This window comes from Gaiella occulta (assembly GCF_003351045.1).
Classification (GTDB): Bacteria; Actinomycetota; Thermoleophilia; order Gaiellales; family Gaiellaceae; genus Gaiella; species Gaiella occulta.
The window spans coordinates 212,116-233,713 of record NZ_QQZY01000001.1; the positions used below are offsets into that span (position 1 = coordinate 212,116).

General features: G+C 71.2%; 18 protein-coding genes. 13 read left to right on the forward strand and 5 right to left on the reverse strand.

All coding sequences use genetic code 11. The features are described from left to right. The first annotated feature begins 18 nt into the window (after positions 1-18). From pstC to Gocc_RS01030, 3 genes are all read left to right on the forward strand, one after another. On the forward strand, positions 19-987 hold the full coding sequence (gene pstC, locus Gocc_RS01020) for a phosphate ABC transporter permease subunit PstC (protein ID WP_114794678.1): 969 nt from the start codon (positions 19-21) through the stop codon (positions 985-987). Beyond that, positions 984-1,874: a phosphate ABC transporter permease PstA gene (gene pstA / locus Gocc_RS01025; RefSeq protein WP_114794679.1), complete on the forward strand. Its 891-nt coding sequence runs from the start codon at positions 984-986 to the stop codon at positions 1,872-1,874. The genes pstC and pstA overlap by 4 nt, the downstream gene beginning before the upstream one ends. Before the next feature lie 107 nt (positions 1,875-1,981). Continuing rightward, the gene (locus tag Gocc_RS01030) at positions 1,982-2,446 is read left to right on the forward strand and encodes an aquaporin (RefSeq protein ID WP_114794680.1); all 465 of its coding nucleotides are present in this window, start codon (positions 1,982-1,984) and stop codon (positions 2,444-2,446) included. A gap of 69 nt (positions 2,447-2,515) precedes the next feature. Here Gocc_RS01030 and Gocc_RS01035 read toward each other — a convergent pair whose 3' ends face one another. Both Gocc_RS01035 and Gocc_RS01040 read right to left on the reverse strand, forming a co-directional pair. Then, positions 2,516-3,607, reverse strand: a complete 1,092-nt coding sequence (locus tag Gocc_RS01035) for an inorganic phosphate transporter (RefSeq protein WP_220150375.1) — start codon at positions 3,605-3,607, stop codon at positions 2,516-2,518. Positions 3,608-3,610: 3 nt separating this feature from the next. After that, entirely contained in the window at positions 3,611-4,231 is a 621-nt protein-coding gene (locus Gocc_RS01040; protein ID WP_114794681.1) for a DUF47 domain-containing protein, read from the reverse strand. A gap of 67 nt (positions 4,232-4,298) precedes the next feature. Here Gocc_RS01040 and Gocc_RS01045 point away from each other — a divergent pair, with 67 nt between their 5' ends. From Gocc_RS01045 to ettA, 3 genes are read left to right on the forward strand one after another with little or no spacing between them, the layout of a single operon-like run. Further along, the gene (locus Gocc_RS01045; protein WP_181813273.1) at positions 4,299-5,714 is read left to right on the forward strand and encodes a CYTH and CHAD domain-containing protein; all 1,416 of its coding nucleotides are present in this window, start codon (positions 4,299-4,301) and stop codon (positions 5,712-5,714) included. Positions 5,715-5,722: 8 nt separating this feature from the next. Next, positions 5,723-6,112, forward strand: coding sequence for an NUDIX hydrolase (locus Gocc_RS01050; protein WP_220150376.1), 390 nt, complete (start codon positions 5,723-5,725; stop codon positions 6,110-6,112). Between the two features lie 11 nt (positions 6,113-6,123). Continuing rightward, on the forward strand, positions 6,124-7,797 hold the full coding sequence (gene ettA, locus Gocc_RS01055; RefSeq protein ID WP_114794683.1) for an energy-dependent translational throttle protein EttA: 1,674 nt from the start codon (positions 6,124-6,126) through the stop codon (positions 7,795-7,797). Positions 7,798-7,814: 17 nt separating this feature from the next. Here the strand turns inward: ettA and ppk1 are convergent, their stop codons facing one another. From ppk1 to Gocc_RS01070, 3 genes are all read right to left on the reverse strand, one after another. Further along, positions 7,815-9,899, reverse strand: coding sequence for a polyphosphate kinase 1 (gene ppk1, locus Gocc_RS01060; protein ID WP_114794684.1), 2,085 nt, complete (start codon positions 9,897-9,899; stop codon positions 7,815-7,817). Between the two features lie 67 nt (positions 9,900-9,966). Beyond that, positions 9,967-11,034 carry an aromatic ring-hydroxylating oxygenase subunit alpha gene (locus Gocc_RS01065; protein WP_114794685.1) on the reverse strand — a complete coding sequence of 356 codons (1,068 nt, stop codon included), beginning with the start codon at positions 11,032-11,034 and terminating at the stop codon, positions 9,967-9,969. A gap of 91 nt (positions 11,035-11,125) precedes the next feature. After that, entirely contained in the window at positions 11,126-12,511 is a 1,386-nt protein-coding gene (locus Gocc_RS01070; protein ID WP_114794686.1) for an aspartate aminotransferase family protein, read from the reverse strand. Between the two features lie 119 nt (positions 12,512-12,630). On the opposite strand from Gocc_RS01070, the gene Gocc_RS01075 reads away from it, so the two are divergent. From Gocc_RS01075 to Gocc_RS01105, 7 genes are all read left to right on the forward strand, one after another. Beyond that, positions 12,631-14,199, forward strand: a complete 1,569-nt coding sequence (locus Gocc_RS01075) for a M2 family metallopeptidase (protein WP_147281141.1) — start codon at positions 12,631-12,633, stop codon at positions 14,197-14,199. Between the two features lie 309 nt (positions 14,200-14,508). Beyond that, the gene (typA, locus tag Gocc_RS01080; RefSeq protein ID WP_114794688.1) at positions 14,509-16,344 is read left to right on the forward strand and encodes a translational GTPase TypA; all 1,836 of its coding nucleotides are present in this window, start codon (positions 14,509-14,511) and stop codon (positions 16,342-16,344) included. A 98-nt stretch (positions 16,345-16,442) separates the two neighbouring features. Continuing rightward, positions 16,443-17,516, forward strand: coding sequence for a BMP family protein (locus Gocc_RS01085; protein WP_114794689.1), 1,074 nt, complete (start codon positions 16,443-16,445; stop codon positions 17,514-17,516). Between the two features lie 22 nt (positions 17,517-17,538). Beyond that, positions 17,539-19,077: an ABC transporter ATP-binding protein gene (locus tag Gocc_RS01090; RefSeq protein WP_220150377.1), complete on the forward strand. Its 1,539-nt coding sequence runs from the start codon at positions 17,539-17,541 to the stop codon at positions 19,075-19,077. Further along, the gene (locus Gocc_RS01095) at positions 19,074-20,177 is read left to right on the forward strand and encodes an ABC transporter permease (RefSeq protein WP_220150378.1); all 1,104 of its coding nucleotides are present in this window, start codon (positions 19,074-19,076) and stop codon (positions 20,175-20,177) included. The genes Gocc_RS01090 and Gocc_RS01095 overlap by 4 nt, the downstream gene beginning before the upstream one ends. Continuing rightward, positions 20,174-21,076 carry an ABC transporter permease gene (locus Gocc_RS01100; RefSeq protein ID WP_114794690.1) on the forward strand — a complete coding sequence of 301 codons (903 nt, stop codon included), beginning with the start codon at positions 20,174-20,176 and terminating at the stop codon, positions 21,074-21,076. Before Gocc_RS01095 ends, Gocc_RS01100 begins: the two co-directional genes overlap by 4 nt. Before the next feature lie 10 nt (positions 21,077-21,086). Continuing rightward, the gene (locus Gocc_RS01105) at positions 21,087-21,530 is read left to right on the forward strand and encodes a nucleoside deaminase (RefSeq protein ID WP_114794691.1); all 444 of its coding nucleotides are present in this window, start codon (positions 21,087-21,089) and stop codon (positions 21,528-21,530) included. Positions 21,531-21,598 lie beyond the last annotated feature (68 nt).

Genomic DNA, 21,598 nt, shown 5'->3' on the forward strand with positions numbered 1-21,598 from the left:
CGGAGGACGCAAAGCAGCATGACATGGAGCTCACGCGACCCCGCGCTGCCGGGCCCCGTGCTCGAGCACCGGCGCATCCGCCTCGGAGACGTCGTCTTCCAGGGCATCTCGGTCGCCGCCGCGCTGGCGGCGACCGGGCTGCTCGGGCTGATCACGTTCAAGGTGATCGCGCAGGCGTGGCCGGCGATGCGGGGCTTCGGCATCGGCTTCGTCTGGACCGAGGCGTGGAACCCCGTCGCGGAGAGGTTCGGCGCGCTCACGTTCGTCTACGGGACCGTCGTGACCGCGCTGATCGCGCTCCTGCTCGCGACGCCGCTGTCGATCGCGATCGCGCTCTTCCTCGCCGAGGTGGCGCCCAGGAGGCTCGCGGCCCCGATCGCGACCGTGGTCGAGCTGCTCGCCGCGATCCCGAGCGTCGTGCTCGGTCTGTGGGGCATCCTCGTCTTCGGGCCCTGGGTGGCACAGCATCTGGAGCCCTGGCTGCTGAGCTGGCTCGGCTTCCTGCCGATCTTCTCCGGCGACCCGTCGCAGGCCGGGATCCTCCCCGCCGCGCTCGTGCTCACGATCATGATCGTGCCGATCACCTCCGCCATCTGCCGCGAGCTCTTCGTGCGCACGCCGCGTGACCTCATGGACGGCGCCATGGCGCTCGGCTCCACGCGGTGGGAGGCGATCCGCGGGGTGATGTTCGCCTACGCGGCCCCCGGCATCTCCGCCGCGGTGCTCCTCGGCCTCGGACGGGCCTTCGGCGAGGCGATCGCGGTGACCCAGGTGGTCGGCGGCGCCGACTTCATCAGCGCATCGCTGTACGCCCCGGGCGACACGCTCGCGAGCCGGATCGCGTCCCAGTACCAGGGGGCGACGAGCAACCTGCAGGTCGGCTCCATCCTCTACCTGGCGGCGATCCTGATGGTGATCTCGCTCGCCACGAACCTGGCCGCCCTGCTCGTCGTGCGCCGGTTCGAGAAGGCGCGGAGAGCCGCGTGAGCACCGTCCCGGCCGACCCTCACGACGTCACCGTCCGCTCGAACGGCCTTCGGCGCCGGCGGATCGTCGAGAAGGCCATGGGCAGCCTCGCCGCCCTCTCGGCTCTCGCCGCGGTCGGCATCCTCGCGCTCGTGCTGTTCAGCGTCCTGCTCAGGGGATTGAGCGCACTCGAGCCGTCGTTCTTCACGAAGCCCCGGCCGCTGTTCGGAGAGAAGGGCGGCATCGCGGATGCGCTCGTCGGCAGCGGCCTGATCGTCGCGATGGCGATGCTGATCGCGATTCCGGTCGCGGTGCTCGTCGCGGTCTACATGTCGGAGTACGCGCGACCCCGTATGGCGGCAACCCTTCGCATCGTCCTCGACGTGCTCAACGGCGTACCGGCGATCGTCGTCGGCATCTTCGTCTTCGGCCTGCTCGTCGTCGGGCACGGGCAGAGCGCCGTGTTCGGCGCCTTCGCGCTCGCGATCCTGATGCTGCCGATGGTGGCGCGCGCCACACAGGAAGTGCTCGAGGTCGTTCCGCGCAGCCGGCGCGAGGCGAGCCTCGCCCTCGGGGTGACCAAGTGGCGCACGACCTGGAGCATCGTCCTGCCGAGCGCGATCGGCGGCATCCTCACGGGCGTCGTCATCGCCGTCGCGCGCGTCGCCGGCGAGACCGCGCCGCTCCTCTTCACGTCGTCGATCGCCGCCAACGCGATCTCGCTCGACGTCACCCGCGCGCTGCCGACCCTGCCGGTGGCGATCTTCGCCTTCTCCGAGTCGCCCGACCCGAACGACCAGGCCGCAGGCTGGGCGGCCGCACTCGTCCTGATCGCGTTCGTGCTGCTGATGAACGTGCTCGCCAAGCTCTTCGCGGGCCGCAAGCGGCGCTCGCTCGAAGGCAACTAGCGCCGGCCCGCCCACGGCCTCGTTCCGTGTCCGGCGCGCATCGATATCTCTCGACACGATCCCGCCGATGAGCGAGCCGCGTCCCCTCGTAGCCTGCTGCAGCCCGGTTGCGCGCTCGACGCTCTCCGACGCGCAGGCGATCGAGCTCGAGACGCTGTTCAAGGCGCTCGCGGATCGGCACCGCGCGAGGCGCGGCAGCTTCGCGTACTTCCGGCTCGCAGGGCCAGTCGTTCCTCTGGGAGGCAATCCTCACGTTCTTCCTCATGTTCGTGATCATGGCCGTCGCGACCGACACCCGCTCGGCCGGCGAAGCCGCCGCGATCGCGATCGGGGGCACGGTCGGCCTCGATCCTCTCTTCGGCGGCCCGATCTCCGGCGCCTCGATGAACCCTGCGCGGTCGCTCGGCCCCGCCGTCGTGTCGGGAGACCTGCGCGCGCTGTGGATCTATCTCACCCCGCCGTTCCTGGGCGCCGCCCTGGCAGCGCACGCCTACCAGTTCGTCCGCGCTGACCGGCCGGGTCCGGCCGAGCTCGCCGCCCGCAGGGCGGATACGGGCGCCGGCCCCTCGTAGGGCAACCGTGACGCCGGCCGCCCGCGGCCGGCGCGGGCGCTCGCTCCGGGCACCCGTCGCGTCGGCGGTCTAGGCCTTGGCGGGCTGCAGCCGGCGCATCTCCCAGCGCCGCGCGGCGAACGCGCCGAACGCGATCACGGCGACGAGGAAGAACACGATCAGGTCGCCGCCCTCGATCCGCGTCACGAGCTCCATCACTCCGCCCACCAGGAAGGCCATCGGGATCGTGAACAGCCAGGCGAGCAGGATGTTGCCGGCGACGCCCCAGCGGACGGCCGAGAGGCCACGTGACGCCCCTGCGCCCATCACGGAGCCGGAGATCGTGTGCGTCGTCGAGACCGGGAAGCCGTAGTGCGCCGTCGTCCACAGGATCGACGCGCACGCGGTCTGGGCGGCGAACCCCTGGGGCGGGTCGATCTTGGCGATGCGCTGCCCCAGCGTCTTGATGATTCGCCAGCCGCCGGCGTACGTGCCTGCCGCCATCGCGAGCGCCGCCGAGGCGATCACCCACGTCGGCGGGCGGTCGAAGTCGGCGCCGAGGTGGCCGGTTGCGACGAGCGCGAGCGCGATGATGCCCATCGTCTTCTGCGCGTCGTTCGTGCCGTGGGTGAACGCGACGAAGCCTCCCGAGACGAGCTGGAGTCGTCGGAACACGCGGTTCACGCGGGCCGGCGAGCGACGGGCGATCAGCCAGGTGATGGCGACGATCAACGCGAAGGCGATCGCGATGCCGAGGAACGGGGCGAGCAGGGAGGGGATCAGCACCTTGCCCTTCAGCCCCTGCCACTGGACGACGTCCCAGCCCTCCGCGAACACGGCCGATCCCATGATGCCGCCGATCAGCGCGTGGCTCGAGCTCGAGGGCAGGCCGAGGTACCACGTGACGAGGTTCCACGTGATGGCACCGGTGAGGCCTGCGAGGACGATGTCCAGCGTGATCACGTCCGGGTTCACGATTCCCTTCGCGACCGTCGCCGCGACCGCGATCGACGCGAACGCGCCGACGAAGTTCAGCACCGCGGCCATCGCGACGGCGGCACGCGGTGAGAGGGCGCGCGTCGAGACGCTCGTCGCGATCGCGTTTGCCGTGTCGTGGAACCCGTTCGTGAAGTCGAAGAAGAGGGCGACCGCGACGACTGCGGCAAGCGTCAGCTCGTCCACGGGCTACGCGTTCTTGACGACGATGTTCGCGATCACGTTCGCGGCCGTCTCGCAGGCGTCCAGCGCGCGTTCGAGCGCCTCGTAGATGTCCTTCCAGCGGATCACGATCAGCGGGTCGATGCGCTCGTCGCGGAAGAGCGAGGCGAGCGCGTCGCGCAGCACCCGGTCGCCCCGGTCCTCGAGCAGCTTCACCTCGATCAGCGCCTGCTGCACGCCCCGCATTCCCTTCAGGTTCTCGCAAGCCGTCGCCAGCTGCTCGACGGCCTTCACGAGGATCTGGCACTGCTCGACGGCGTGGCGCGTCGGCATCTCGACCCCGTACAGGCCGAGCAGATCGGACGCCTCCTCGAGGTAGTCGACGACGTCGTCGATCTCGGTTGCGAGCATGTAGATGTCGTCCCGGTCGAACGGCGTCAGATACTGGGTGTTGAGGAGCGTGATCAGGTCTCGGGTGACCCCGTCGCCGGCCGTCTCCGCCGCCTTCACCTGCTCCTGCGTGATGCCGGAGTTCGGGTGCTCGCGGAAGCGGCGCTCGACGAGCCGGGCCACCTCGAGCGCGTTCTCGCCCGCGCGTGCGAACAGGACGAAGAACTCGCCCGTGCGCGGTGTGAGTGAGATCTTCATCCCGACGGCGCACGATAGCCGTTCCGGGGCATCGGAGAACGACCCTCCCGAGTAGGCTTCGATGCGGATGCGCGAGACGCTCGAGCGGGAGATCAAGCTCGCCCCCGGGGAGGGGTTCGTGCTGCCCGAGCTCGGCGGCGAGCGCCTGCCGCCGCGCGTGTTCGTGTCGACCTACCATGACACGCCCGAGCTCCGGCTCGCAGAGCACGGGGTGACGCTCCGCCACCGGGTCGAGGACGGGGCCGGCCTGTGGCAGCTGAAGCTGCCGGCGGGCGCGGCGCGGCTCGAGCTCGAGCTCACCGGCACGCCGGCGCGGCCTCCCGCCGAGATGCTCGTGCTGCTCACGGCCTACCTGCGCAGCCGCGAGCTCGTCCCCGTCGCGCGCCTGCGCACCCGGCGCGAGGGCGTGCGCGTGCAGGGCGCGGAGATCGTCGACGACGACGTCGCCGTGCTCGACGGCCAGCATGTCGAGCGCCGCTTCCGCGAGATCGAGGTCGAGCTGCGCGAGGGCGACGAGCGCACGCTGCGGCGGCTCGCGAAGGAGCTGCGGCGCGCGGGAGCGAAGCCCGCGCGCGAGCTGCGCCCGAAGCTCTACCGCGCGCTCGGCCTCGCCGGCCCGGCCGCGCCCGTCGCGATCGCCCCCGATACCGCGCCGCGCGAGGCGATCGGCCTTGCCTTCGAGCAGCAGTACCGCGCGCTGCTCGCCCACGATCCGGGCACCCGGCGCGGCGACGACGCCGAGGAGCTGCACCGGCTGCGGGTCGCGACGCGGCGCCTGCGGGCCTACCTGCGCGCGGCCCGCCCGCTGCTCGACCTCTCCTGGGCCGAGTCGCTGCGGGCCGAGCTCGGCTGGCTCGGCTCCTCGCTCGGCCCCGCCCGCGACCTCGACGTGCTGCTCGCGCACCTGCGCGTCGAGATCGCCGCGCTCGGAGAGGACGACGCCGCCTACCTGCAAGGGCTGCTCGACACGCTGGCGGCGGAGCGCGCCGCCGCCTACGTGGCGCTCGCCGGCGCGCTCGACAGCGAGCGCTACCTGGCCCTGCTCGACCGTCTCGAGGCCGCAGCGGCGCCGCCGCTCTCCGGCGTGGAGGTGCCGCTCGCGAAGCTGTGGCAGCGCGAGGCGCGGAAGACGCGCAGGGCGTTCGCCCGCCTCGGCGACGACCCCCGCGACGACGAGCTGCACGCGGCGCGCATCCGCGTCAAGCGCGCGCGCTATGCGGCAGACCTCGCAGCGCACGAGCTCGGCGCTCGTGGCGCGTCGTTCGTCTCCGCCGCCAGGCGCCTGCAGGACGTGCTCGGCGACCACCAGGACGCGGTCGTCGCCGAGGAGCGCATCCGCCGCTGGCTGCCGTCGGCTCCCGGCAGCGCGTTCGCGGCCGGACGCCTCGTGCAGCGCGAGCGAGAGCGCCGTGCCGCCGCGCGCGCGGCCTGGCCCGCGGCCTGGCGCCGGCTCGACGAGGCGGCCCGCAGGGCGGCCCGCTGAGCGCCTGGGTGCGAGCGGCCGGCGGCGTCGTCGTGCGGGACGGCGCCCGCGGGCCCGAGGTGCTGCTCGTGCACCGCCCCGCCTACGACGACTGGACGTTCCCCAAGGGCAAGGCCGAGCCCGGCGAGAGCGACGAGGCGTGCGCGCTGCGCGAGGTGGAGGAGGAAACCGGCCTGCGCTGCGCGCTCGGCGCCGAGCTGCCGTCCACCGAGTACGCCGACGCGTGCGGCAGGCCGAAGCGCGTGCGCTACTGGCGCATGCACGTCGAGAGCGGCAGGCTCGTGTTCGCGCACGAGGTCGACGACGCGCGCTGGCTGCCGGCGGCCGATGCGGCACGGCTCTTGACCTACGCGCGGGACGTCGCCTTGCTCGCCGCGCTCGGGAGCGCCGGCGGGTAGCCTGCGCGGCCGTGAGCAGCGACTACGTCTACACGATGTACCGGGTCGACAAGTTCTACGGCCCGGACAGGCAGGTGCTGGCGAACATCTCCCTCTCCTTCCTGCCCGGGGCGAAGATCGGCGTGCTGGGCCCCAACGGCGCCGGCAAGTCGACGCTGCTGCGGATAATGGCGGGCCTCGAGGAGCCGTCGTCGGGCATCGCGGAGCTGCACCCGGGTGCCACCGTCGGCTTCCTGCAGCAGGAGCCGCTTCTCGACCCGGCCAAGGACGTGCGCGGCAACGTCGAGGACGGCGTGCGCCCGCTCCGCGACCTGCTCGACCGCTTCAACGCCGTCTCGGCCGCCTTCGCGGAGCCCGACGCCGACTTCGACGCGCTGCTCGCCGAGCAGGCGCAGGTGCAGGACGAGATCGACCGGCACGACGCCTGGGGGCTCGACGCCGCCCTCGACCACGCGATGGACGCGCTGCGCCTGCCCGACGGCGACCGCGACGTGACGACCCTCTCGGGCGGCGAGCGACGCCGCGTCGCCCTCTGCCGCCTGCTGCTCTCGTCCCCCGACCTGTTGCTGCTCGACGAGCCGACGAACCACCTCGACGCCGAGTCGGTCGCCTGGCTCGAGCACTTCCTCGAGGCGTACCGGGGAACGGTGATCGCCGTCACCCACGACCGCTACTTCCTCGACAACGTCGCCGGCTGGATCCTCGAGCTCGACCGCGGCAGGGGCATCCCGTTCCAGGGCAACTACTCGTCGTGGCTCGAGCAGAAGCAGGCGCGGCTGGCGCAGGAGGAGAAGCAGGAGTCCGCGCGCCGGCGCACGCTCGCCCGCGAGCTCGAGTGGGTGCGCATGAGCCCGAAGGCACGCCACGCGAAGTCGAAGGCGCGCATCGGAGCCTACGAGAAGCTGCTTGCCGGCGACGCCGACGTCAGGCTCGACCGCGTCGAGATCCACATTCCGGCGGGCCCGCGCCTCGGCGACGTCGTCGTCGACGCGGAGCACGTGTCGAAGGGCTTCGGCGACCGACTGCTCGTCGAGGACCTGTCGTTCTCGCTGCCTCCGGGCGGCATCGTCGGGGTGATCGGGCCCAACGGGGCCGGCAAGACGACCCTGTTCCGCATGATCGCCGGCGAGGAGCGACCCGACAGCGGCACGCTGCGCGTCGGTGACACGGTGCAGCTCGCCTACGTCGACCAGGACCGCGGCGGTCTCGACCCGGCCAACACGGTGTGGAAGGAGATCTCGAGCAACCAGGACGTCGTGCTGCTCGGCAAGCGCGAGGTGAGCTCGCGCCAGTACGTGTCCTGGTTCAACTTCCGCGGCGGCGACCAGCAGAAGAAGATCGCCGACCTCTCGGGCGGAGAGCGCAACCGTGTGCACCTCGCGAAGCTGCTCCGCTCGGGCGGGAACGTGCTGCTGCTCGACGAGCCGACGAACGACCTCGACGTGGACACGCTGCGCGCGCTCGAGGATGCGCTGCTCGACTTCGCCGGCTGCGCCGTCGTCATCACGCACGACCGCTGGTTCCTGGACCGTGTCGCCACGCACATCCTCGCCTTCGAGGGCGACTCGCAGGTGACGTGGTTCGAGGGCTCGTGGGGCGAGTACGCCGCCTGGGTGACCGAGACGCGCGGCTCCGAGGCCCTCGAGCCGCACCGGATCAGGTACAAGCCGCTCGTGCGCCCCTGAGGCCGGCGGGCTCGCCCCTACTTGCGCGTGCGCCCGTCCGTGAGGCGGCGCGAGCGCTGCTGCGCGCGGCGCATCAAGGCGGCCTGGTGGTCGAACGGCTTGCCGGGCCGTGCGGGCCGCAGGCGCGACCACGAGCCGTCGGCGGCGAGCGCCCACGATTGCGCGTCGTCGGCGAAGACGCTGTCGAGCACGGCGCCGAGCTCCTGGCGGGCGCGCGCGTTCTCGACGGGTACGAGCACCTCGATGCGGCGGTCGAGGTTCCGCGGCATGAGGTCGGCGCTGCCGATGAAGATCGTGCTCGACGCGCCGGCCTCGAACGAGTAGATGCGGCTGTGCTCGAGGAAGCGCCCGAGGATCGACCGTACGCGGATCCTCTCGGAGAGCCCTTCGACGCCGGGCCGCAGCATGCAGACCGAGCGTGCGCAGACCTCGACGTCCGCTCCCGCGGTGCTCGCCGCGTAGAGCTCGTCGATGATCGTCGCGTCGACGAGGTTGTTGAGCTTGAGGCGGACGCGCGCGGGCCCGCCCGCGGCCGCGGCGGCCGCGACGCGCCGGATCTCGTCCACGAGCCGCGCCCGCATCCCGAACGGCGCCACGAGCAGCTTGCGGAAACGCTGCGGCCTGCCGAAGCCGGTGACGTAGTTGAAGACGTCGGCGACGTCGGCCGCGATCTCCTCGTCGGCCGTGAACAGGCCCACGTCCTCGTACAGGCGCGCCGTCGCCGCGTGGTAGTTGCCGGTGCCGATGTGCACGTAGCGCCGCAGTCCGCCCGCCTCGCGGCGCACGACGAGGGTCATCTTCGCGTGGATCTTCATGTCGGGGAACCCGTGCACGACGTGCACCCCCGCCTGCTCGAGCTCGCGCGACCATTCGATGTTGCGCCGCTCGTCGAAGCGCGCCTTGAGCTCGACGAGGCACACCGACTGCTTCCCCTGCTCTGCGCAGTCGATCAGCGCGGACACGAGCGCGCTGTCGTCCGAGGTGCGGTAGACGGCCGTCTTCATCGCGATCACGTCGGGGTCGGAGGCGGCTGCGGCCGCGAACGCCTCGAAGCTCGTCCGGAACGACTCGTACGGCTGCTGTACGAGCAGGTCGCCGCGGCGGATCTCGTCGAAGAAACGTGCCCCGTCCTTGACGCGCGCGAGGCGCGGCTGCGTGACCGGCACCCACGGCTCGTGCTTGAGGTCGGGACGCTCCAGCCGTGTCAGCTGGATCAGGTCGGCCTGGTCGAGCGGCCCTTCGATCTCGTACACCTGGCTCGGAGCGACTGCGAGCCCGTCCTGCAGGCGCTCGAGCATGCCGGCCGACGCCGACGCCGAAACCTCCACACGTACGACGTCGCCGAAGCGCCGCCGCCGCAGCTCCGACTCGACGGCCTCGAGCAGGTCGTCGGCGTCGTCGGAGACCTCGAAGTCGGCGTCGCGCGTGACCCGGAACACCGCCCGCTCGCCGATCTCCATGCCCGGGAACAGCATCGGCAGGAAGTGGCCGATCACGACTTCGAGCGGGAGCAGGCGCTTGCCGGTGTCGACGAAGCGGTCGAGCCCTTCCGGGATCTTCACGCGGGCGAACCGCTCCTCTGCGGTCTCCGGGTCGACTGCGAGCACGCCCAGCGAGAGCGACAGCCCCGAGATGTAGGGAAACGGTTGCCCGGGACCGACGGCGAGAGGGGTCAGCACGGGGTAGATCTCGCGCACGAAGCGCGTCTCGAGGCGCCGGAGCTCCTTCGCGCCGCACTCGTCGATCGTGCCGACGGGGATGCCCTCGGCGGCGAGCGCCGGGCGGAGCTCGCGCTTCCACAGCTTCGCCTGCCGGGCTGTGAGGTCGACGACGCGGTCGCGGATGCGGGCGAGCGCCTGCTGCGGCGTGAGCCCGTCGCTCGAGCGCACGCCGAAGCCGGCCGCCTCCTGCCCCATCAGGCCGGCGACGCGCACCATGAAGAACTCGTCCAGGTTGGACGAGAAGATCGAGCAGAACCTGACCCGCTCGAGCAGCGGCTGCCCGGGGTCCTGTGCGAGGTCGAGCACGCGCGCGTTGAAATCGAGCCAGGAGAGCTCGCGGTTGAGCAGCCGCGGCTCCGCGACCTTCGTCTCCACGCTCATGCGCGGATCGTGCCAGACCCCGCCGCCGGGAGCGTCTCGATCCGGAGCACGAGAGCCGCGAGCGCCGTTACGCGTCCGCCGCGAGCGCGGCGACGAGCAGGCGCTCGAAGTGGGCGATCAGCCGCTCGGAGCGCGCTAGCAGCGCCCCCTCCGCGATCACGCCCGAGCGCATCCCGAGCTGGACGCGCTCGACGAGCGCCCGGTCCTCGGCGCCGACGCGGTCGTCGAGCTCGAGGTAGTCCGTCACCCACTCCTCGTCGATGCCGGGCTCGAAGAAGTAGTCGAGGAAGCGGTACGTGCGCTCGGCGCCGAGCGGCACGATCGGGCCGATCGAGAGGTTGCCGCGCCCCGGCATGACGTTGATCGCGGTGTTCGGGAAGAGCAGGTGGAACTGGCCGCGGCCGACCCTGCCGGCGGCGTCGTAGACGCCGCCGCCGCCGTTCTTCGGGGGCCCGTACTGGCTCGAGAAGGTCGGGTGCTCCTCGAGCGCGTACGCGCTCGCCGCCACGTCGATCGCCTTCGAGAAGCTCGGGTGCGCGACGGCGCAGTGGTAGCACTCGAGGTAGTTCTCTGCGCACACCTTCCAGTTCGCCTCGAGCTCGCTCTCGGCGCGACTGTGGAAGACGAGCCCGTCCACGTCCACGCCGCCGTCCTCGACGAGGCGCGGCAGCTCGCCGAGGTGCTCGGCGAGCGGGGCGGCCGCGGGATCCGGATTCACGAACACGAACGGCCCCCACGTGTCGACCTGCACCGGGACCAGCCCGAGCGCCGCACGGTCGAGGCCGGGCTCGTCGTCGCAGCGCGGCGCGGCGCGCAACGACCCGTCGAGGTCGTACGTCCACGCGTGGTACGGGCACTGCAGCGTCTCGCGCCTGCCGGCGCCCTCGCACAGCAGGTGGCCGCGATGGCGGCAGACGTTGACGAAGCCGCGCAGCTCTCCCGCCCCGTCGCGGACGAGCACGATCGGGATATGGCCCGCGCGCGTGACGGCGAACGAGCCTGGCTCCGGCACGTCGCCGGTGTGGCCGGCGTACTGCCAGCTCATGCGGAAGATCCGCTCCTGCTCGAGCCGCAGCACGGCAGGATCGGCGTACCAGTCCCACGGAATCGTGCGGGTGCTCTGGGCGCTCGCCATCGAGGCCAAGCGTATCGCGCGGTCAGCCGAGGCACGCGCGCCGCACGCCGGGGCCAGGCCGCCCGGCGGTGCGCACCGCCGCCGCCCTGCGCTATGCCGTCAGGTCGTGCGCGAGCTCCTCGAACACCGCCACGAAGCGGTCGCACTCCGCGAAGGTGTGGGTGATCGACAGCGTCCATTCCTCCTCGCGGCCCGGCGTCATGAAGATGCCGCGGTTCATGTTGTAGAGCCAGGCGAGCTCGCAGAGCTCGGCGTCCTGGTTCGCCTTGAAGGACGCGTAGTCGCTGATCCTCTCGGGCGAGAACGTGACGCACCCCTTGGAGCCGACGCCGACCGCGTAGCCCGGGAAGCTGAACTTCTCGATCACCGCCTGGCAGCCCTGCATGAGGCGGTCGTTGAGCGTGTCGAGGTGCGCGTAGGCCGCGGGCGTCAGCACCTCGAGCAGGTTCGCGCGCGCGGCCGCCATCGAGAGCGGGTTGCCGTTGTAGGTGCCGACCTGCACGACCTTGCCCGCCTCGACGAGCTCGAATGCCTCCTCGGTACCGCCGATCGCGCCGGAGGGGAGGCCGCCGCCGAGCGCCTTCGCGAGCGTGACGAGGTCGGGCCTGACGCCGAAGCGCTCGACCGCGCCGCCGGCGGCGATGCAGAGGCCCGTCTTGACCTCGTCGAAGATGAGAAGGATCCCGTGCCTGCGCGTGATCTCCCGCACCGCCTCGAGGTAGCCGGGCTCGGGCAGCACGACCCCGAGGTTCATCATCGCCGCCTCCATGATCACGCAGGCGGGCGCCCGCCCCTCCTCGATCAGTCGCTCGATGCGGCGCTCCATCGCCTCTGCGTCGTTGAACGGCACCGCCACCGTCATCTCGGCCACCGCCCGGGGGATGCCCAGGCCGTAGGGCAGCGACGCCAGGTCGAAGCGGTCGCCGATCCTGTCGTACTCGACCCCGATCGAGACCATCACGTAGTCGTGGTGTCCGTGGTAGGAGCCGAAGATCTTGACGATCGTGTCGCGGCCGGTGGCCGCCCGTGCGATGCGGATCGCGTCCATCGTCGCCTCGGAGCCCGAGTTGACGTAGCGCCATTTCGGCAGCCCCCAACGTCGTGCAAGCTCCTCGCCGACGACGATGGCGTCCTCGGTCGGGGCGGCGAAGTGCGTTCCGAGCTCGATCCGCGCGTTCACGGCCTTCGTGATCGTCGGGTGCGCATGTCCCTGCACCATCGATCCGAAGCCGTTGTGGAAGTCGATGAGCTCGTTGCCGTCGACGTCCCACACGCGCGCGCCCTTGCCGCGCTCGAGGTAGATGGGCCACGGGTCGCGGGTCTGGTACGACGAGGCGACGCCGCCGGCGAGGCTGCGTCGCGCCCGCTCGTAGAACGCCCGGGAGCCCTGCGTGCGCTCGTCGAGCCTTCGCGCCTCGCGCTCGCTCAGCTCTCTGATGCGCGCGCGGTCGATCTGGACGGGGACGTGAGTTGCCATCGTCTGGCTCCGTTTCGGCGGGTTCGGTCTGACCTTGCGGTCAGATTGTGGCGGATTGTGGCGATTTTCGCCCCGGCCTGCTCGCCGTTGCCGTCGTGAGCATCTCTACACTGCCGACCGTGACGCCCGCCCGGAGCATCGCAGACCGCATCGACGAGGAGCTCGCCCCGCTCCAGACCGCGGTCTCCCGCGCCTGGTGGGACCTGAACGTCGAGGCGACGGAGGAGAACGAGCGCCGGCGTGTCGCGCTCGAGAGGGAGCTTTCGGACTTCCTCGCCGACGCCGACCGCTTCGCGCAGATCGAGGCGGCGCTGCCCGGGGCGGAAGGGCTCGAAGCGCGCCGGCTCGGCCTCCTGCGCGACGCGCTGCTTCCGAGGCAGGTGGCGGCGGAGGTACGTCAGCGCATCATCGAGATCGAGGCGTCCGTCGAGATGCGCTTCTCGACCCACCGCGGTGAGGTCGGCGGCCGCGCCGTCGACGACAACGGCATCAAGGCGATCCTGCGCTCGAGCGACGACGTGGCAGAGCGGCGTGCGGCCTGGGAGGCGTCGAAGACCGTTGGCGCGTCGGTCGCCGACGATGTCCGCGCGCTCGCGCGGCTGCGCAACGAGGCGGCGCGCACGCTCGGATACCGCGACTGGTTCGCCCTCTCGGTGGCGACGTCCGAGATGGACGAGCAGCGGCTGTTCTCCACGCTCGACGCCTGCGACCGCGCCACGGCCGAGCCGTTTGCACGCTGGAAGGCGGCGGTCGACGAGTGCCTCGCCGAGCGCTTCGGCTGCCCCGTCGCCGACCTGCGCCCGTGGCACTACGCGGACCCGTTCTTCCAGGAGGTGCCGGCGGAGGGCGGCGTCGACCTCGACCCGGTGTTCGCGGGCCGCGACCTCGTCGAGCTGAGCCGCGCCACGTTCGACGGCCTCGGGCTCGAGACCCGGGCGATCCTCGAACGCAGCGACCTCTTCCCGCGCGACGGCAAGTGCCAGCATGCGTTCTGCATCGACGTCGACCGCGCCGGGGACGTGCGCGTGCTCGCCAACATCGTGCCGGACGCCTACTGGATGGACACGATGCTGCACGAGCTCGGCCACGGCGTCTACGACGCCGGCTTCGACCGTTCCCTGCCCTGGCTGCTGCGGGACTGCCACCTCGTCGTCACCGAGGGCATCGCGATCCTGATGGGCCGCCTCGCGAGCGACGCCGGCTGGCTCGAGCAGGTTGCAGGCGTCGGCGCGGCGGAGGCGGCGAGGCTCGCGGGGCCGTTGCGCGCCGCGCGCGCCGCCGAGCTGCTCGTGTTCACGCGCTGGGTGCTCGTGATGACGAACTTCGAGCGCTCGCTCTACGCCGACCCGGAGATGGATCTGGACGCGCGCTGGTGGGAGCTCGTGCAGCGCTACCAGCTCGTCGCGCCGCCCGACGGACGCCGTGCCCCCGACTGGGCGGCGAAGATCCACGTCGCCTGTGCGCCTGTCTACTACCACACCTACCTCTACGGGCAGCTCGTCGCCTCGCAGCTCGCCGGCACCCTGTGCCGCGAGTGCGGCGGCATCGTCGGCCGTGAGGCGGCCGGGCGCCTTCTCCGCGACCGCGTCTTCGCGCCGGGGCTCTCGCTGCGGTGGGACCGGCTGCTCGAGCAGGCGACGGGGGAACCGCTCGATCCCGCCCATTTCGTTCGCGACATCGCAGGCTGAGCGGCCGCTCGCGCGGGCAGGACGGCCCGGAGGAACACCGTCTCGCCGCCGGTCGCGAAAGTCTGCGACCGGCTCTGGCCGAGCATTGCCTTCAGCGCAGGGCGGTTGCCGCCCTGCCCCGTGATCGTGAGCGACGGGCCCGACGTGGTCGTGCGCCGGCGCACGAACCGGTCCGTCATTCCGTCCTGGTGGGACGGTGGGCATACCCGGAACGTACGGCCGCCGTGTCGGCAGGTCTTCAGGGCCGGTAAGCCGCCCTTGCCGCACCCCCATGGCGGTCGTCGCGCGGATCGCAGCTACCCTCGCTGGGTGAGCGGCCGCGACGACATCCGCAACGTCGCGATCGTGGCGCACGTCGACCACGGCAAGACGACGCTCGTCGACGCGATGCTGTGGCAGTCCGGCTCGTTCCGCGCCAATCAGGACGTGGCCGAGCGCGTGATGGACTCGATGGACCTCGAGCGCGAGAAGGGCATCACGATCCTCGCCAAGAACACGGCCGTGCGCTACGGCGCGACGAAGATCAACATCGTCGACACCCCCGGCCACGCGGACTTCGGCGGCGAGGTCGAGCGCGGCCTGCGCATGGTCGACGGGGTGCTGCTCCTCGTCGACGCGAGCGAGGGGCCGCTGCCGCAGACGCGCTTCGTGCTGCGCAAGGCGCTCGAGGCCGGGCTGCCCGTCATCCTCGTCGTGAACAAGGTCGACCGCCCGGACGCGCGCGTGGAGGAGGTCGTGAACGAGGTGTACGAGCTGTTCCTCGACCTCGACGCCGACGAGAGCCAGATCGAGTTCCCGATCGTCTACTGCAATGCCAGGGCAGGTCGAGCCGGCCTCGCCGCCCACGACCTCGCCGACGACCTGCGGCCCCTGTTCGAGCTCCTGCTCGAGGCGATTCCCGCCCCGACCTTCGAGGAGGGCCACCCGCTGCAGGCGCTCGTCACGAACCTCGACGCATCTCCCTACGTCGGCCGCCTCGCGATCTGCCGGGTGCGCAACGGCACGATCCGCAAGGGACAGCAGGTCGCCTGGTGCCGCGCCGGCGGCACCGTCGAGCGCGCCAGGGTGACGGAGCTGTACGTGACCGAGGCGCTCGACCGGGTCGACGCGGCCGATGCCGGGCCGGGCGACATCGTCGCCGTCGCCGGCCTTCCCGAGGTGACGATCGGCGAGACGCTCGCGGACATCGACGACCCGCGCCCGCTGCCCGTCGAGCAGGTGGACGAGCCGTCGCTCTCGATGACGGTGGGAATCAACACCTCGCCGCTCGCGGGGCTCGAGGGCACGAGGCTGACGGCGAGCCAGGTGAAGCGGCGACTCGAGGACGAGCTCGTCGGCAACGTCTCGCTGCGGGTGCTGCCGACGGAGCGTCCGGACAGTTGGGAGGTGCAGGGTCGTGGGGAGTTGCAGCTTGCTGTTCTTGTCGAGTTGATGCGCCGTGAGGGTTTCGAGCTCACGGTGGGGAAGCCGCGGGTCGTGACGAAGGAGGTTGACGGGAGGGTGTGCGAGCCGGTGGAGCGGCTTGCGATCGACGTCCCCGAGGAGTACATCGGCGTGCTCACTCAGTTGCTTGCCCTGCGCAAGGGGCGGATGGAGCAGATGGTCAACCATGGCACCGGCTGGGTGCGGCTCGAGTATCTCGTGCCGGCGCGGGGGCTGATCGGCTTGCGGACGGAGTTCCTCACGGAGACGCGCGGAACCGGCATCCTCCATCATGTCTTCGACCGCTACGAGCCCTGGCACGGTGAGCTGCGCACGCGGCCGAGCGGTTCGCTGGTTGCGGATCGGCGGGGTCCGACGACGGCGTTCGCGCTCGCGAACCTGCAGGAGCGGGGCACGCTCTTCGTCGGGCCGGGGGTTGTCGTCTACGAGGGCATGGTCGTCGGCGAGAACGCGCGCTGCGAGGACATGGACGTGAACGCGACGAAGGAGAAGAAGCTGACGAACATGCGTGCTTCGACGTCGGACGAGCTTGTGCGGCTGATCCCGCCGCGGCCGCTGTCGCTCGAGCAGGCGCTCGAGTTCATCCGCGAGGACGAGTGCGTGGAGGTGACGCCGGTGTCGATCCGGCTGCGCAAGGTCGAGCTCGCCGCGAACAAGCGGCAGCAGGCAGCGAGCCGCAAGGCCCGCGGCCTCGCCGGCTGAGGCGCCGGAGGCGTCGCCGCCTTGCAGCTTGACACGCGGCGCCCGGCGTCAGATCGTTGCGGCTCAGATCTCCCTCACCGGACGTACGAGGAGCACACATGTCCAGAGCTCGAAAGACCAGCACTCCGCGCCGGTTCCGGCGCACGCCGCTTCTCGCCGCGCTTGCGGCGCTCCTCCTGGCCGCAGCCGTCCTCGGCGGCGGTGTCGCGTCCGCCGGCCAGACCGGGAGCAGCGCCAAGCTCAAGGTCTTCGGCGCGTTCGCAACGCCGATCGAGGAGCCGTGGGACGGGGTCATCCATGCCGCCCTCCTACGGGCGAAGAACGCCGGCGAGATCGACTACTCGTTCGCCGATGACATCGGCTACTCGGGTGACATGGAGCGGGTGCTGCGCCAGGTCGCCGGAAAGAACAAGCCGGACATCATCATCGGCGACGCCTTCGGCAACGAAGAGGCCGTCCGTCGCGTCGCGAAGGCCTTCCCGCGCATCGCCTTCGTCTTCGGCTCGGGCGGCGGGCCTGCCGGACCGAATGTCTCCGTCTTCGACAACTGGATCCATGAGCCGGCCTACCTGCTCGGCGTGCTCGCCGGGTCGTTGACGAAGACGAACAAGGTCGGCATCGTCGCCGGCTTCCCGGTTCCCGAGGTCAACCGGCTCGCGAACGCGTTTACCGCCGGTGCCCACTCGATCAACAAGAAGGCTGTCGTCAAGGTGACGTTCATCAACAGCTGGTTCGACCCGGCCACGGCGAAGGAGGCCGCGCTGGCGCAGGTCGGGGCGGGCGTCGATGCCATCTATGCCGAGCGCGCAGGCGTGATCGAGGCCGCTGTGCAGAAGGACGTGTTCGCCTTCGGGAACATGTCCGATCAGCGGAAGATCGGCCCGCGGAACGTCGTCTCGAGCGCTGTCTGGAACATGTCGCCGACAGTCGAGTACGTGATCAAGCAGGTCAAGGCGGGCACGTACACGGCGCAGGACCTGAAGGACTTCTCGATGATGGGCAAGGGCGGAGCGAGCCTCGCTCCGATCAACGCCCGGGCCAAGGGCGGCGTTCCAGCCAGGCTCGTCGCGAAGGTCAACGGCCTGCGTGCGCAGATCAAGTCGGGCGCGCTTCGGGTGGACATCAACGAGGCGCAGCCGTCGGGCTCGGTCTCGGTCAAGGGCAAGCAGTAGGTGTGACGGTAACGCAACCGCTGTGACCTCGGCCAACCTGGGTTCCACGGTGGGCGGGGACGACCCGCCCACCGTGGAGCTTCGCGGCGTTACGAAGCGCTTCGGGAACGTCGTCGCCAACGACGATGTCCATCTCTCCGTCAGGCGCGGCGAGGTGCACGCGCTGCTCGGCGAGAACGGCGCCGGCAAGACGACGCTGATGCGGATCCTCTACGGCCTCGCTCGGCCCGACGCCGGCGTCACCCTGATCGACGGACGGCCGCTGACGATCCATTCGCCGAAGGACGCGATCGCCGCCGGCATCGGGATGGTGACCCAGCACTTCGCTCTCGTGAAGCCGATGACCGTCACCGAGAACGTCGTCCTCGGCGGTACCGACGGCGTCCGCGTGAGGCTGGACGTCGCCGCGAGGAGCGTCAAGGGGGCGTCGGAACGCTTCGGCATCCGGGTCGATCCGCTGGCGAGGGTGGGCGCGCTCTCGGTGGGGGAGCAGCAGCGCGTCGAGATCCTGAAGGCGCTCTACCGGGACTGCAGGGTGCTGATCCTCGACGAGCCGACGGCCGTCCTCGTGCCGCAGGAGGTGGAGGCGCTCTTCGCGACGCTGCGGCGTCTCTGCGCCGACGGCATCGCGGTGGTCTTCATCAGTCACAAGCTGCACGAGGTCCGCGAGATCAGCGCGCGCGTCACGGTGCTTCGGCGCGGGGCCGTCGTCGGCACCTACGCGACGGCCGACGTCGACGACCGGGAGCTCGCGACGCTGATGGTCGGCCGCACGATCCGGCCGCTGCAGCGCCCAGCAGCATCCGTCTCGGGCGCCACCGTGCTCCGCGTCGAGGGTGTCTCCGCCGAGGGCCGCCAGCGGCTTCCCGCCCTGCGCCGCGTGTCGTTCGAGGTGCGGCGCGGCGAGGTTCTCGGCGTCGCGGGCGTGTCGGGCAACGGCCAGACAGAGCTCGTGAACGTGCTCTGCGGCATGCAGCAGCCGACCGAGGGGGTCATAGCCGTCGACGACGTGGACATCACCGGGTCGACGCCGGCCGAGGTCGTGGACGCCGGCGTCGGCCGCATCCCCGAGGACCGCCACGCCGCCGTCGTCGGCGAGCTCAGCGTGGCGCAGAACCTCGCGCTCGAACATCTTGCGGAGTTCCGCCAAGGGATCCGGTTGGACGAGAGGCGAATGCGGCAGCACGCGGAGGCGCTGATCGACCGTTTCGCGATCAAGGCGCGCCCGGAGGATCCCGTCGACACCCTTTCCGGCGGCAATCTGCAGAAGGTCGTCCTGGCACGGGTGTTGTCGCGCGATCCGAAGGTGATCGTCGTCTCCCAGCCGACTCGCGGCCTCGATCTCGGCGCAACCGAGTACGTGCACGGCGAGCTTCTCGCCCAACGGCAGCGAGGGGCCGGCGTGCTGCTCGTGAGCGAGGACATGGACGAGATCCTGGCGCTCTCGGATCGGCTCATCGTGGTCTACGAAGGCGTGATCGTGGGTGAGGTCTCGGCGGCGCAGGCAGACCCCGAGCGGCTCGGCCTGCTGATGGCGGGGCTCGCCGGGCGGGCGGCGTGAGCGGCGTGATCCGCATCCGCCTCGAGCAGCGCCCGGCACCGGCACGGTGGCTCGGCCTCGCCGTGGGCCCCCTGACGATCGTGGTCACGTTCGTGCTCACGCTCGGATTCGTGTTCGCCGCGGGCGCGAACCCGTTGACCGCGTATCGCACGTTCATCGTCGAGCCGCTGACGTCGCGCTTCACGCTGCTGGAGGTGCTCGTGTCGGCGACGCCGCTCCTCTTCACCGGGGCGGCGGTCGCGATCGCCTTCCGCGCCGGCTACTGGAACATCGGCGCGGAGGGTCAGCTGCTCGTCGGGGCGATCGCCGCGACGTGGGCCGGGACGCACGTCGGCGGCGCGCCGCGCGTCGTCGCGATCGCCGCCGTCGCCGGGGCCGGCGCCGTCGGCGGCGCCGTCTGGGCACTCGCTCCGGCGCTCATGCGCGTGCATCTCTCGATCGACGAGGTGGTGACGACGCTGCTCCTCAACCCGGTCGCGTTGCTGCTCGTGACCGGCCTGCTCAACGGCCCGTGGAGGAATCCGGAGACACACTTCCCCGAATCGAAGCGGATCTCCTCGAACGCGCAGTTTCCGCAGATCCTGCCGGACTCGCGGCTCCACCTGGGCTTCGTGATCGCGCTCGTCATCGTCGGCATCCTCTGGTTCGTGCTCGGGCGGACGGCGACCGGGCTGCGGCTGCGCGCCTCCGGGCTCAGCCCCGAGGCTGCGAGGTTCGCCGGCATCGGGGTGGGTCGCCTGCTTCTCGGCACCGCGCTCACGAGCGGCGCGATCGCGGGGATCGCCGGAGCGAGCGAGGTCGCCGGCATCAACTACCAGCTCACGGACGGCATCTCGTCGGGGTTCGGCTACACGGGTATCGTCGTCGCCACGCTGGGAGGCCTGAGCATGCTCGGCGTCGTCGTCGCTTCACTCTTCCTCGGCGACCTCGTCGTCGGCGCCGATTCGGCGGGGCTCGAGCTCGGCGTCCCCTCCCAGCTCGCCGACATCGTCAAGGGGGCGCTCCTGCTCGTCGTGATCGCGCTGCTCGTTCTGCGCCGCTACCGCCTGTCCTTCCGTCGGCCGGCAGGCGGAGGAGTCGAGCCGGGGAGCAGCGCGTGAGCTTCGTCTCCGATGTCCTTGCGGCAACCCTGCGCAACGCGACCCCGCTCGTCTACGGCACGGTCGGCGAGACGTACTGCGAGCGGGCGGGGATCCTTAACCTCGGCATCGAGGGGACGATGTACGCCGGGGCGTTCTTCGGCTTCCTCGCAGCACAGACCTCGGGCTCGCTCGTCGTCGGCCTCGTCACCGCGATCGCCGTCGGGCTCGGGTCGGGCGTCCTCATGGGCGTGCTGACCGTCACGTTCGGGACGAACCAGCACGTCGCGGGCCTCGGCACGACACTCTTCCTGATCGGCGCCGCGGACTTCGCCAACCGTCTCCAGTTCCGTGGCAGCCAGGCGCAGGCGACGATCAAGCCGTTCGGCATCGTGGACGTGTTCGGCGTCGACGTGCTCTCGCAGTACGCGATGACGTATGTCGCCTTCCTTGTGATCGTGCCGCTCGCCTGGTGGGTGCTGATGCGGACGACCCTCGGCCTGAACATCCGCGCCGTCGGCGAGAACCCGGAGGCGGCGGACGCAGCGGGGGTCAGCGTCGCTCGTACCCGTTACCTCGCGCTCATGATCGGCGGCGCGTTGATGGGGGTCGGCGGCGCGTTCTTCACGCTGGCCGCCCTCGGCAGCTTCACGCTCAACATCATCGCGGGGCGCGGCTGGGTCTGCATCGCGCTCGTGATCTTCGGCCGCTGGCGCATCGGCCGCGGCGTCGTCGGCGCCCTCCTCTTCGCGTTCGTGTACGCCCTCCAGCTCCGCCTGCGGCTCATCCCCTCCCTTGCCGGCGTACCCTTCGAGTTGCTCCTCGCCCTGCCGTACGTCGTCGTCATCGCGGCCCTCGTCCTCTCCGGCCGCAACGTGGCGTACCCGGGCGCCTATCTGAAGCCGTACCGACGGGCGTGAAAGGAGACCGATGAACGACCATGAGTTCCTCGAGACGGCGATCGAGCAGGCCCGGATCGGACGGGCCGAGGGCGGGGTGCCCGTCGGGGCGGCACTCGTGGCCGACGGCCGCGTGCTGGCGGTCGGTCGCAACCGCCGCGTGCAGATGGGCAGCACGATCAGGCACGGCGAAACCGACGCGCTCGAGCGCGCCGGCCGCCTGACCGCGGAGGTCTATCGGCGAGCCACGATGTTCACCACTCTCTCGCCCTGCGACATGTGCACGGGCGCGATCCTGCTCTACGGGATACCGCGCGTCGTCATCGGCGACGACACGACCTTCCGCGGCCCCGAGGAGCTGCTCGCCGCGCGCGGCGTCGAGGTCGTCCACCTTCGGTCCGCGGAGTGCAGAGAGCTGATGGAGGGGTTCATGGCGGAGTTCCCCACGCTCTGGAACGAGGACATCGGCGTGTGACGGCCGTCGCTGCGAGCGAGCCGGCTTGAGGCGGGAATAGAGGAATAGAGGACCGCCCCGCGCCGGTA

What these genes read in the sequence shown, in the direction of transcription:
- pstC (WP_114794678.1), top strand. Translation starts at nt 19, where the DNA reads ATGACATGGAGCTCACGCGACCCCGCGCTGCCGGGCCCCGTGCTCGAG.
- Gocc_RS01040 (WP_114794681.1), bottom strand. Translation starts at nt 4,231, where the DNA reads ATGAAGATCTCACTCACACCGCGCACGGGCGAGTTCTTCGTCCTGTTC.
- Gocc_RS01045 (WP_181813273.1), top strand. Translation starts at nt 4,299, where the DNA reads ATGCGCGAGACGCTCGAGCGGGAGATCAAGCTCGCCCCCGGGGAGGGG.
- ppk1 (WP_114794684.1), bottom strand. Translation starts at nt 9,899, where the DNA reads ATGAGCGTGGAGACGAAGGTCGCGGAGCCGCGGCTGCTCAACCGCGAG.
- Gocc_RS01065 (WP_114794685.1), bottom strand. Translation starts at nt 11,034, where the DNA reads ATGGCGAGCGCCCAGAGCACCCGCACGATTCCGTGGGACTGGTACGCC.
- Gocc_RS01070 (WP_114794686.1), bottom strand. Translation starts at nt 12,511, where the DNA reads ATGGCAACTCACGTCCCCGTCCAGATCGACCGCGCGCGCATCAGAGAG.
- Gocc_RS01085 (WP_114794689.1), top strand. Translation starts at nt 16,443, where the DNA reads ATGTCCAGAGCTCGAAAGACCAGCACTCCGCGCCGGTTCCGGCGCACG.
- Gocc_RS01105 (WP_114794691.1), top strand. Translation starts at nt 21,087, where the DNA reads ATGAACGACCATGAGTTCCTCGAGACGGCGATCGAGCAGGCCCGGATC.